Source organism: Sphingobacterium sp. G1-14, from assembly GCF_002196555.1.
GTDB lineage: Bacteria > Bacteroidota > Bacteroidia > Sphingobacteriales > Sphingobacteriaceae > Sphingobacterium > Sphingobacterium siyangense.
The window spans coordinates 5,085,058-5,097,722 of record NZ_CP021381.1; the positions used below are offsets into that span (position 1 = coordinate 5,085,058).

General features: G+C 44.4%; 5 protein-coding genes, 2 tRNA genes and 3 rRNA genes. 4 read left to right on the forward strand and 6 right to left on the reverse strand.

Annotated elements, in window-relative coordinates:
* Positions 1 to 68 precede the first annotated feature (68 nt).
* The 4 genes from CBM24_RS21920 (at position 69) to CBM24_RS28145 (ending at position 3,281) form a co-directional block, all read left to right on the forward strand.
* Positions 69 to 491: an OsmC family protein gene (locus CBM24_RS21920; RefSeq protein WP_075993955.1), complete on the forward strand. Its 423-nt coding sequence runs from the start codon at positions 69 to 71 to the stop codon at positions 489 to 491.
* An 11-nt stretch (positions 492 to 502) separates the two neighbouring features.
* Entirely contained in the window at positions 503 to 817 is a 315-nt protein-coding gene (locus CBM24_RS21925; protein ID WP_088162743.1) for a hypothetical protein, read from the forward strand.
* Between the two features lie 123 nt (positions 818 to 940).
* Complete coding sequence (locus CBM24_RS21930; RefSeq protein WP_088162744.1) at positions 941 to 1,819, forward strand: pirin family protein; 879 nt, start codon at positions 941 to 943, stop codon at positions 1,817 to 1,819.
* Between the two features lie 92 nt (positions 1,820 to 1,911).
* A protein-coding gene (locus CBM24_RS28145; protein WP_410528349.1) for an IS3 family transposase occupies positions 1,912 to 3,281 on the forward strand; the annotation gives its coding sequence in 2 pieces (ribosomal slippage) (positions 1,912 to 2,407 and positions 2,407 to 3,281; 1,371 coding nt in all).
* A gap of 67 nt (positions 3,282 to 3,348) precedes the next feature.
* On the opposite strand, the gene CBM24_RS21945 is transcribed toward CBM24_RS28145, so the two are convergent.
* From CBM24_RS21945 to CBM24_RS21970, 6 genes are all read right to left on the reverse strand, one after another.
* A complete protein-coding gene (locus CBM24_RS21945; protein WP_088162745.1) occupies positions 3,349 to 7,215 on the reverse strand; it encodes a TIM-barrel domain-containing protein in 3,867 nt (1,288 codons plus the stop codon).
* Positions 7,216 to 7,486: 271 nt separating this feature from the next.
* Positions 7,487 to 7,598: ribosomal RNA gene (gene rrf / locus CBM24_RS21950) — 5S ribosomal RNA — on the reverse strand.
* 128 nt (positions 7,599 to 7,726) lie between these two features.
* Positions 7,727 to 10,608, reverse strand: a 23S ribosomal RNA gene (locus tag CBM24_RS21955).
* Between the two features lie 227 nt (positions 10,609 to 10,835).
* Positions 10,836 to 10,909, reverse strand: a tRNA-Ala gene (locus CBM24_RS21960).
* Between the two features lie 11 nt (positions 10,910 to 10,920).
* A tRNA-Ile gene (locus CBM24_RS21965) sits at positions 10,921 to 10,994 on the reverse strand.
* Positions 10,995 to 11,115: 121 nt separating this feature from the next.
* Positions 11,116 to 12,645: ribosomal RNA gene (locus CBM24_RS21970) — 16S ribosomal RNA — on the reverse strand.
* Together the 16S, 23S and 5S rRNA genes with 2 tRNA genes alongside form the textbook arrangement of a ribosomal RNA operon.
* Positions 12,646 to 12,665: the final 20 nt, after the last annotated feature.

Below are 12,665 nucleotides of genomic sequence, written 5' to 3' on the forward strand. Positions count from 1 at the left end.
ACTACATCAATGGAAATGAATCAATTCAGGCTTATTTTTGTTGTATTACAAACAAAAGAATAATCCGTATGAAATATATATTGGAAAACCCTATCCTTGGCCATATTACTGAGCAGAAATATAAGACCACAATACAATGGAGAAATGGAGAATTTATTACGGATGAACCTGAAAAACTTGGTGGCAAAGATCTTGGTCCTGACCCCTACACCCTTCTCATCTCATCGCTTGTATCTTGTACCTTAGCTACTTTACGCATGTACATCGATAAAAAAGGGCTTGATATTCCAGAAATTTCAGTCAGTTCAAATATGTACCTCAAAATTGAAAAAGGACAGGTGGTTACATATTTTGATCGCGAGATAGCTTTTGGACAAATCTTAGCAGAGGATACCCGAGAACGCCTGCAACAAATTGCCGAAGAATGTCCCATTTCAAAAATTTTAAAGGGTAATGCCATTGTCAATACGCTCATCAGGACAAATCCTTAAACAAGAACATCATGAAAATATTAACCTTTCTCATATTTGGTAAAAATGAAGAAATTCTCCTCACGCTCAAGAGAATCATTGAAAACACGCCCAACTGGAATGCAACGATACAATACGATTTGGATGCCTGTAAAAAACAGCTTATTGACGTCCCTGTAGATGTTTTGTTATTGAGTTCAGGACTCTCTCCTCAGGAAGAGCGTATAATAACAGATCACCTTACGCGGCTCACTTATCCGATTGGTCTGATCAAACATTATGGCGGTGGAAGTGGACTTCTAAAAAATGAAGTCTATAGTCTTTTTCCAGACTTACTCTCCGTTTAATAAAGCACGGGCAATAGCGTCCTAGAAAAACAACCGAAAACCGTTAAAACTCTTTCTTTATTGAACTAGATCAATAGAAATCGGCGGCTAATAGGCTAATTTTGGATACTAAATAATAAGATCATGAACAGACAGAACTTTATAAAAAAGGGACTTTTAGGTTCCGGGATATTTGCATCAACAGTGTCTTCAGCTGATATCTTGAAGAATGATATTGACGAGATAGAACCGCTTGAAACGCTGGATGCCGAAGCTGTAAACTATAATTCAGACAAATTGGAAAACCATAGTGTCCTCCACAAAGCGGCTACACGCGGTCATGCAAATCATGGCTGGTTAGATAGCAATCATACGTTTAGCTTCGCCAATTATCACAACCCCGAACGTATGCACTTTGGTGTGTTACGTGTGCTAAATGATGATATGGTGGCTGAAGGAAGAGGTTTTGGCAAACACCCTCACGACAATATGGAAATCATCAGTATCCCTTTGGAAGGTGATTTGCAACATGAAGACAGCATGGGTAACAAAGCTATTATCCGGAAGGGAGATATTCAGGTGATGAGCGCCGGAACGGGTATCATACACAGTGAATATAATAAAAACACCGATCAGGTAGTCAAGTTTCTTCAAATTTGGGTGTACCCTAATCAACGGAATGTGAGCCCCCGATACGATCAAATTACATTGGATATAACACAAAGACAGAATAAATTCCAGCAAATTCTTTCTCCAAATCCAGAAGACGAGGGTGTATGGATCCATCAGGATACCTGGTTTTCCATGGGGCATTTTGACAAGGACGTCCAAACAAAATACCAGATCAAAAAGGCAGGAAATGGTGTATATGTTTTTGTAATAAAAGGTAGTGTTACTGTCGAAGGACAAGAATTAGAAAGCAGAGATGGCTTTGGAATATGGGATGTCGCTGAAATTAACCTGAAAGTGACCTCAGCAGATACTGAAATCCTACTGATGGATCTCAGTATGATATTGGACTAATTAGATGCACTATTTAGACATCAATTAACAAAAAAAGGGGAGCCTATGTGCAGTGCCCCCAAAAAGTTAGACACTTTCTGGGGGCATTTTTTATGAATAAGAAAAAGAAGCACAGCTTTGAATTTAAGCTGAGCTGTGTTAAACAGATGGATGAGCATTATCGCTCTGCAAAATCTCTTGGCAGAGAATTAGGAATCGCCTATTCGTTACTTGATACCTGGTATAGGATATATAAGTATCATGGATCTGCAGGACTTCTTCCCAGAAAAGGGAAAAGGATCTTTAGCCCGTCTTTTAAGTTGTCAGTCCTTAACGCAATCCGTGAAGAAAGTTTATCTTTGAAAGAGGCTCGCGTGCGCTTCGACCTTTCCTCGGATGACCACATTATCAACTGGCAGAAAAGACTGGATGAGTTTGGTCCGGCAGGATTGGAGCCGCGGGCTAAAGGAAGACAACCTATGACTAAGAAATCAAACCAACAGATCAAGCGAAAGGTCAGGAAAACGAATAAACCACTCACGCGTGAAGAGGAACTTTTGCAGGAGAAAGAGTATTTACGGGCGGAAAATGCTTTGCTAAAAAAGCTCCAAGCCTTAGCTCAAGAAGAAAACAAGCGCAAGCCATAATGGAGCTAAGGCATCAATTCGACCTGGATACCATGTTGAGCTGTGTTAAAATGGCAAGGAGTACTTTTTATTATTACTCCGGGAAATCAGGACAACCGGACAGGTATGAACGGGTAAGGAACCTGATCAGCAGGATATACCATGACCATAAGGGGCGCTTTGGCTATCGCCGTATCGTACTGATGCTCAGACGACATGGAGAGGGTATCAACCATAAGACCGTGCTTAGGCTGATGGGAGAAATGAAGCTGAAGAGCCTGATCAGGGTGAAAAAATACCGGTCCTACCGGGGTGACCTGGGCAAGATAGCTCCCAATATCCTTAACAGGGAATTCAAGGCTGACAGCCCAGCCCAAAAATGGGCTACTGATGTTACAGAGTTCAAAGTCAGGGGAAGAAAGCTCTACCTTACCCCGATCATTGATCTGTTCAATCAGGAAATTATCAGTTATGAGCTTACTGACAGACCGGTGTTCAAGGCGGTAATGGACATGTTGAAAAAATCACTTCCTTTTGCAAAAGTATCCTCACAGTTGATTTTACATTCAGATCAGGGATGGCAATATCAAATGCAGAAGTATCAACAGTGGCTCAAAGAAAACGGAATCACTCAAAGCATGTCCAGAAAAGGAAATTGCCTTGATAATGCTGTAATTGAAAATTTCTTTGGAACTTTAAAATCAGAGCTGTTCTATCTAAAACAATATGAATCAACAGAGAAGTTAAAAAGCGAAATAGAAGATTATATATCCTATTACAATAATCAACGGATAAAACTAAATTTAAATGGAATGAGCCCGACAGAATATCGAGCTCATTATTACAAATCTAATTAACTAAATTTGTCCAATCTTTTGGGGGCAGTCCAATGAGGCTCCCCTTTTTGTTAAGGCTATTTATATTTTAGAAAGTAACGGAATTCAGCTTTTTATCAACCAAAATCCCATCTATTGCTTTCAGATTGAAGTTGACATTACGTTTTGCTTTCAATTTGATCTTAAATAAAACTTCAGAGCCATTCAAAGTCTCCTTGTTGCCCAGATTAACAAAAGTAGCATACAGAGCCTTACTTCCATTGGTGTGAAGACGATCGTTGCTATAATTGTTCATCTCTTTTAAATGTACGGACTCAATACCGACATATTCAAAATCACCCTGATTGTAAGGAAGAGCAAAACTAAGTGCATTGACAGCTTTAAGATTCTCTCCACTAACACTGATCTCCACAATATCTCCCGATTTTAAGGTCGTTTTTGAGGGAATCAATTTTAATTTACCACTGACCTTTTCTTCTTTATTTGGTTTTGCACCACCTTCTATGACAACAGCAACATTGGAAATATCATAAGCGTCAATCAGATTATTTTTATTGACATCGCCATTGCTGACATAACCTTCGAAATCTCCATCTCCCAGTCGCAATCCCGTATAGTTAATATAGGAAGTCAAGTCATTATGATCGATCAATCGGTCATTATTAATATCGCCCGGTAAGTAGCTTGACGATCCTGGTACTTTAAACACATATAATTCTCTTCCTGAACCGAAACCTCCAACAGCTTCAGAAACTGAAATTTTGATAAATCGAGCCACCGGATGGGTTCCAAAATCAAAACGTTTCATTTCGCCATCACGTTTCCAGTCAAAACTACCAGCTTCCGTCCAGGTGTCCTTATCGTTGCTATAGAATACTTTTCCTTTTAAAATGATGCCATTTCCGCCATCGGTTCTTGGAAGATACTCAAACTTATCCAATTGATTAACGGATTTTAGATCTAAGGTCATATCAAACGGAACCGCAGTCTGTCCCCATTTTGTATGCCACATATCCCCCTCATCATAATTGAACAATTTATTGATACCATTTCCGCCTTGGTTATCCACAGAAGTCTCTGCTTTGATTCCTTCAATGGCAAATTCCAACGGGTTTGCCTTTGTCTTTGCGGCAAATGTACTCCAATCTGAAACACCAGATTTATTGACAGCTCTAATTTTAAACTGGTAATCCGTTTCCGCGGCCAATCCTTCGAATAGCAATTGACTGTCTTTGATGGTCGAATAGATCAGATTATTGAATTCAATTTCATAATAATCAGCATTTGCAACCTTTTCCCAGGTTGGCGTTAAGGTATATGCTTGTGTATGTTGATCTGTGATAATAGCTTTGGGCGAAGTCAAAGCACCAGTCTGAGCCAGATAGTTGTCAACAGGAGCAAATTCGAAACCCTCCAATTGTACTTCTATTGCGGTCGATGAGACATCCTGTTTGGCTAGTCGTACCAGCAACATCGGATTTTTCACCAAAGGTACTTTTTCAAATTCAGATCCCTTGGTTGCAAACTGATTCAGGTTTGGTTGTGCGTCGTAGAAATATACATTTTCAGAAGTATTAAACGCATCTATGCTATTCACTTCTTTAAGTTTGCTATTTTTCCCATTGACCTTTACCGTCAATTTCTTCGGTGCTTTGCTAACGTTGAAACGAATTTCCGTAGACTTCATTTTCTCAAAGCCGTCAAATTCGCCTTGCGTTGGAGCAATCGCAAAAACAACTTTATTGTTGTTTAACTGTGAAGTTATGGATGTATTTGCGCCCTTACCATAACGATAAGCCTCTGTCTCTCCATCATCATCATATTCCAGGAAACTGGAGTTCCCATAAGGATATACTTCATAAATACGTTGATCTTTTTTGATTTCCAGCACATTATTATTTGGATTGGTCACCGGAATAATGGCTCCATTTTTCACGAAAACGGGCAGCTTCCAAATAGGCACATTAAAGTTATTGATAATACGCCCTCCCTTGTATTTTTCACCCGTAAAATAATCAATCCATTCACCATCCGGCAGGTAGATACCATTGCGCATATCATTTCCCTTCTCATCCACATGTGTTTCTTGGTAAATCGGTGCTACAAGGAAATTTGGACCATAGAGGTACTGGTATTGCGTTGCTTTTCCAAGCGTATAACTATTTGCTTGCTCTAAAAACATAGCACGAATGATGGGCAGTCCATCTACTGCTTGTTTCGCAACACTATAGCTATAGGGAACCAACTGAGATTTCAATTTCAGATACAGACGATTGATAGAAGTAGCTGGCTCCCCCAAAGCATGTGGGTATTTCTCGTTCGATCCCCAGCCATCCATATTGAGTTCCATTGGTGTCCAGGTCTTCCATTGAAAATCACGAATATTGACCTTAAAATTTTTACCACCAAAGATCCCGTCCATATCGGAGGTAATATTGGGCTGACCTGAAAGTCCCGAGCCAATATATGTTGGTATATGGAATCGAATATACTCCCATACGCCTCCAGTCTGGTCGCCCGACCAGATACCGGCATAGCGCTGTGTGCCTGCCCAACCATCCAATGAAATAATAAATGGACGAGCGTTGTTACCATAGTAAGGTATAGTATGTCCCACATCGGCGACCCCATTGAGACCAAAGGAGTATCCTGGACCAACCCAGGCCACATCCGTTTTTAGGACTCGTACACCCGCATCCCGAACCTCTTTTACAATATCACGTTGCAGTAATGCACTTATACTATCTTTCGGATGGAGATCAGACTGTGTCCATAAACCGATTTCTACTCCATTCTTACGTGCATAATCACCAAACTCTTTCAAATTTTGGATATTTCCATCTAAAGATTCCGTTTGGCCATAGCCAGCACCATAGCCATCATTTGGAAGAATCCAGCCCAAAGGCATATCATGTGCTTTATACCGGTCTATTACAGCGCGGGCCGAAAACTGATAATTGTTTTTCTCACCGTTCAGCGATTCTTTGATTCCGCCATTGTCCTTTTGACTTTCTTTATAGCGTTTGCCGTCTTCAAATAGAATTCCCTTTTCATCTTCTTTCCAAAAATCGCGGTTATAGGCATTAAGATGCCCCTCATACAAACCAAATTTCGGTAGAAGAATTGGGTTGCCCGTCAATTGATAGAAATCGTTGAGCAAAGGTACTATCCCGTCATTAATCATAAAAAAGACATCTAGATAATCTGTATCATGCGCCAATTTTACTGTCCCAGGGGTTTTGGCTCCAAAGGTATAACTTCCCTTCTTAAAGGTATGCCACATAAAACCATACCCTTTGGTTGACCAGTAATAAGGGCTTGGAGAGGCAACACCACCATCGGTCCAGCTGTTCTGATTTTCGATTGCAATCACTTTTCCCTTATGTGAAAAACGCCCGTTTTGAACGCCGCCACCAAAAAAGTATTCATCCGCATTTTCCTTCAATTCAACGCTTACTTGTTTCTCTTCGAAAACAATTGGCTTTAAGCTTTCAACGACAATTTTATTGCTTTTCCGATTGAGGATACTAAACTGAGAAGTCTGTTTATCCATTGAAAAAAGAATATCGTTAGTGGAGATGCTGACCTTATTACCTTCATCCTTTACCTCAAGCCCAGTGACCGTTTTCCGAGGTTGCTCTACCAATATTTTTGCTTCGGGTTTTGCTTCGGGATCACGGATAATACCGCCATGAACATCCTGGAACATCCTAAAAATATGATTACCGTAGAAATCTAAAGTCAGACGTTGACCATTATCGTATACTATCTCGACTGTTGTCGGATTAATTTTCTGAATCGTGATAATACGGTTGCCTTGATCGCGACCTATTGTACTATAATATTTGATCGTACTTACTTTAGCGTCAACTCGAGTGGGTTGAAAAATAAAAGGAGAAGCCAATCCCATCAGTAAACTGACTTGTGCTTTTGTGCTCCAAAAAGATATCTTCATGCGTATGATTTATAATGCATTAAATTAACTTAACAATAATACAATAGTAAATCGAAGTAAAAAAGAGATTATGGAATGCAAACGATTGTCCAATAATAATGTTGCAGGCTAGCGGCGGTTGCGGAACAGCTTCCGATGGAGCAGGCTCACCGACGGTCCTGTGCTGCGATAACCACTAGGCGGAGGATATGCAATAGCCTGTACATGGAAATACGGAAGTACTTAAACGAAAGAAGCCCTTGACTGTTTCCAGCAAGGGCTTCCGTGTAAAAAAAGGCACCGACCTACTCTCCCACCTGTTACGGCAATACCATCGGCTCTGGCGGGCTTGACTGCTCTGTTCGGAATGGGAAGAGGTAGACACCGCCGATATAGGCACCTAAAAATCTTTATTGGATGATCTATGATATTCTTATCATGTGATTCATGCCAACTGACATAGCTATTGAAAGAGTTACGTTTCCTGTTTGTTTCTTAAAAATTAAAGAGGAAGACAACAGTGTCTGTCTGCTTGAGAAAGCTTCGGGCTATTAGTACCACTTGGCTTTGGTCTCTCAACCTTTACACCTATGGCCTATCAACGTAGTCATCTTCTACGACCCTATAAGGAAGTCTCATCTCGTGGCTAGTTTCGCACTTAGATGCTTTCAGCGCTTATCTATTCCAGACGTAGCTACCCTGCCGTACACCTGGCGGCATAACAGGTTCACCAGAGGTCTGTCCAACCCGGTCCTCTCGTACTAAGGTCAGATCCACTCAAACTTCCAACGCCCACAACAGATAGGGACCGAACTGTCTCGCGACGTTCTGAACCCAGCTCGCGTGCCACTTTAATGGGCGAACAGCCCAACCCTTGGGACCTTCTCCAGCCCCAGGATGTGACGAGCCGACATCGAGGTGCCAAACCTCCCCGTCGATATGAGCTCTTGGGGGAGATCAGCCTGTTATCCCCAGCGTACCTTTTATCCTTTGAGCGATGGCCCTTCCATACAGAACCACCGGATCACTATGTCCGTCTTTCGACCCTGTTCGACTTGTCGGTCTCACAGTCAAGCAAGCTTATGCCATTGCACTCCACGTACGGTTACCAAGCGTACTGAGCTTACCTTTGAAAGCCTCCGTTACCTTTTTGGAGGCGACCACCCCAGTCAAACTACCCACCAAACAATGTCCTCGGCATTGCCGAGTTAGAAACCGAATACAGAAAGGGCGGTATTTCAAGGTTGATTCCATGACTCCTGGCGAAGCCACTTCAACATCTCCCGCCTATCCTACACATCCTGTACCCAATCTCAATGTTAAGCTATAGTGAAGGTGCATGGGGTCTTTCCGTCCCGTTGCGGGTAATCGGCGTCTTCACCGATACCACAATTTCACCGAGCTCATGGCTGAGACAGCGCCCAGATCGTTACACCATTCGTGCAGGTCGGAACTTACCCGACAAGGAATTTCGCTACCTTAGGACCGTTATAGTTACGGCCGCCGTTTACTGGGGCTTCGATTCAATGCTTCTCTTGCGATGACATCCCCTCTTAACCTTCCAGCACCGGGCAGGTGTCAGGCCTTATACTTCATCTTGCGATTTTGCAAAGCCATATGTTTTTGTTAAACAGTCGCCTGGGCCTTTTCACTGCGGCTGCTCTTACGAGACAGCGCCCCTTCTCCCGAAGTTACAGGGCCATTTTGCCGAGTTCCTTAGCCATGACTCACTCGAGCACCTTAGGATTCTCTCCTCGACCACCTGTGTCGGTTTGCGGTACGGGTCTTCATAACCTGAAGCTTAGCGGGTTTTCTTGGAAGTCTGTTTACCTGCTCTATCAGCGCCACCGGAGCTTTGCTGTACTATTGGGTTTCAGCAGGGTCGGCGGATTTGCCTACCGTCCCTATACCTACGCCTTTCAACGAACTATTCCGTCAGTTCGCGGCAGTGTCACTACTCCGTCACCACATCGCAGTTATGAAGAGTACTGGAATATTAACCAGTTGTCCATCGGCTTGCCCCCTTCGGGTGCGCCTTAGGTCCCGACTGACCCTGATCCGATTAACGTTGATCAGGAAACCTTGGTCTTTCGGTGGGCGGGTTTCTCACCCGCCTTATCGTTACTTATGCCTACATTTGCTTTTCCATAACCTCCACAGTTCATTGCCAAACTGCTTCCCCGGCGATGGAATGCTCCCCTACCAGATGCATATCTTTCAATGCAAATCCATAGCTTCGGTACCGTTCTTGATGCCCGTTTATTATCCACGCCCGGCCGCTCGACTAGTGAGCTGTTACGCACTCTTTAAATGAATGGCTGCTTCCAAGCCAACATCCTAGCTGTCTGGGCAACCGGACCTCGTTAGTTCAACTTAGAACGAATTTGGGGACCTTAGCTGATGGTCTGGGTTCTTTCCCTCTCGGCCTTGGACCTTAGCACCCAAAGCCTCACTGCCGGCTATATTTGATAGCATTCGGAGTTCGTCTGGATTTGGTAGGATTTGACTCCCCCGCACCCAATCGGTAGCTCTACCTCTATCAAACTCTACGCCGACGCTGTTCCTAAAAACATTTCGGGGAGTACGAGCTATTTCCCAGTTTGATTGGCCTTTCACCCCTACCCTCAGGTCATCCGGAAACTTTTCAACGTTTATCGGTTCGGTCCTCCATTACATGTTACTGCAACTTCAACCTGCCCAAGGGTAGATCACAAGGTTTCGCGTCTACCTCATCTGACTATGCGCCCTATTAAGACTCGCTTTCGCTTCGGCTGCGTCCCTGAAGGACTTAACCTTGCCAGACAAGAGTAACTCGTAGGCTCATTATGCAAAAGGCACGCTGTCACAGGACCTGCCTGCTCCAACCGCTTGTAAGCACACGGTTTCAGGTTCTTTTCACTCCCCTGTTCGGGGTTCTTTTCACCTTTCCCTCACGGTACTGGTTCACTATCGGTCTCTCAGGAGTATTTAGCCTTACCAGATGGTGCTGGTGGATTCCCACAGGATTTCTCCGGTCCCGCGGTACTCAGGATACCACTATGTCAACATTCTTTACCTGTACGGGGCTCTCACCCTTATTGCGCAGTTTCCCACCTGCTTCCAGTTCATAGCGCTGTACAATGTCGTGGTCCTACAACCCCGACCATGCCGTAACATGATCGGTTTGGGCTCTTTCCCGTTCGCTCGCCACTACTTGGGAAATCATTGTTATTTTCTTCTCCTACGCCTACTTAGATGTTTCAGTTCAGCGCGTTCGCGTTTTATACGACTATTCTTCAAATAGTCAGGTTGCCCCATTCGGAAATCTCTGGATCAAGTCGCATTTGCCAATCCCCAAAGCTTATCGCAGCTTATCACGTCCTTCTTCGCCTCTGAGAGCCTAGGCATCCCCCGTGTGCCCTTATTTACTTTCTTCACCGGCATAGCCTTTTGCTACTATGCGGCTGCTTTTGATATATATACACATATGCTAGGTTCGGGATCGTCCGGCATTCACCGAGGGTCTCTCCCTTACTTCAGACACATACACGTATTGTCTCTATACTGTTGTCTTCTCTTGTAATTTTTTTTCTCTTTCAATATGTCAAAGAACTCTTTTTCCGGTATCCTGAAGTATATCTTTATATACTTCACCGGAGATGTGGAGAATAACGGATTCGAACCGTTGACCCCCTGCGTGCAAGGCAGGTGCTCTAGCCAGCTGAGCTAATTCCCCATTCGTTTTCGTAGTCCCGAGCAGATTTGAACTGCTGACCCCTACATTATCAGTGTAGTGCTCTAACCAACTGAGCTACGGGACTAGCTTATCTTGTTCATCTCTTTCTCTCGGTCCTGCTCCCTTAGGGGCGGGCACTTTCTTCTGATGTTTTTTCTTCCTGCAATCATATGTAACGTGACGAGCACCGATCTTCGATACTCTAGAAAGGAGGTATTCCAGCCGCACCTTCCGGTACGGCTACCTTGTTACGACTTAGCCCCAATTATCGGTTTTACCCTAACACGCTCCTTTCGGTAACATGCTTTAGGTACCCCCAACTTTCATGGCTTGACGGGCGGTGTGTACAAGGCCCGGGAACGTATTCACCGCGTCATTGCTGATACGCGATTACTAGCGAATCCAACTTCATGGGGTCGAGTTGCAGACCCCAATCCGAACTGTGAATGGCTTTTAGAGATTAGCATCATATTGCTATGTAGCTGCCCGCTGTACCATCCATTGTAGCACGTGTGTAGCCCCGGACGTAAGGGCCATGATGACTTGACGTCGTCCCCACCTTCCTCTCTGTTTGCACAGGCAGTCTGTTTAGAGTCCCCACCATTACATGCTGGCAACTAAACATAGGGGTTGCGCTCGTTGCGGGACTTAACCCAACACCTCACGGCACGAGCTGACGACAGCCATGCAGCACCTAGTTTCGTGTCCCGAAGGACGAGTGCGTCTCTGCACTCTTCACTAACTTTCAAGCCCGGGTAAGGTTCCTCGCGTATCATCGAATTAAACCACATGCTCCTCCGCTTGTGCGGGCCCCCGTCAATTCCTTTGAGTTTCACCCTTGCGGGCGTACTCCCCAGGTGGATAACTTAACGCTTTCGCTGGGACGCTGGCTGTCTATCGCCAACATCGAGTTATCATCGTTTAGGGCGTGGACTACCAGGGTATCTAATCCTGTTCGATCCCCACGCTTTCGTGCATCAGCGTCAATACCAGCTTAGTGAGCTGCCTTCGCAATCGGAGTTCTAAGACATATCTATGCATTTCACCGCTACTTGTCTTATTCCGCCCACTTCAAATGGATTCAAGCCCATCAGTATCAAAGGCACTGCGATGGTTGAGCCACCGTATTTCACCCCTGACTTAATAGGCCGCCTACGCACCCTTTAAACCCAATAAATCCGGATAACGCTCGGATCCTCCGTATTACCGCGGCTGCTGGCACGGAGTTAGCCGATCCTTATTCTTCCAGTACATTCAGCTCTCTACTCGTAAAGAGGTTTATTCCTGGACAAAAGCAGTTTACAACCCATAGGGCAGTCATCCTGCACGCGGCATGGCTGGTTCAGGCTTCCGCCCATTGACCAATATTCCTTACTGCTGCCTCCCGTAGGAGTCTGGTCCGTGTCTCAGTACCAGTGTGGGGGATTCTCCTCTCAGAGCCCCTAGACATCGTCGCCTTGGTAAGCCGTTACCCTACCAACTAGCTAATGTCACGCGAGCCCATCTCTATCCTATAAATATTTAATAGCTAACCGATGCCGGTCAGATATGTTATGCGGTGTTAATCTCTCTTTCGAGAGGCTATCCCCCTGATAGAGGTAGGTTGCTCACGCGTTACGCACCCGTGCGCCACTCTCACCGTCTTCGAGCAAGCTCTCCGACGGATCCCGTCCGACTTGCATGTATTAGGCCTGCCGCTAGCGTTCATCCTGAGCCAGGATCAAACTCTCCATTGTAAAATGAAGTTTTTGATTCC

Bases quoted from the DNA above. Each gene is read 5' to 3' on its own strand.
- CBM24_RS21945 (WP_088162745.1), bottom strand. From the start codon at position 7,215: ATGAAGATATCTTTTTGGAGCACAAAAGCACAAGTCAGTTTACTGATG.
- CBM24_RS21925 (WP_088162743.1), top strand. From the start codon at position 503: ATGAAAATATTAACCTTTCTCATATTTGGTAAAAATGAAGAAATTCTC.
- CBM24_RS21930 (WP_088162744.1), top strand. From the start codon at position 941: ATGAACAGACAGAACTTTATAAAAAAGGGACTTTTAGGTTCCGGGATA.
- CBM24_RS21920 (WP_075993955.1), top strand. From the start codon at position 69: ATGAAATATATATTGGAAAACCCTATCCTTGGCCATATTACTGAGCAG.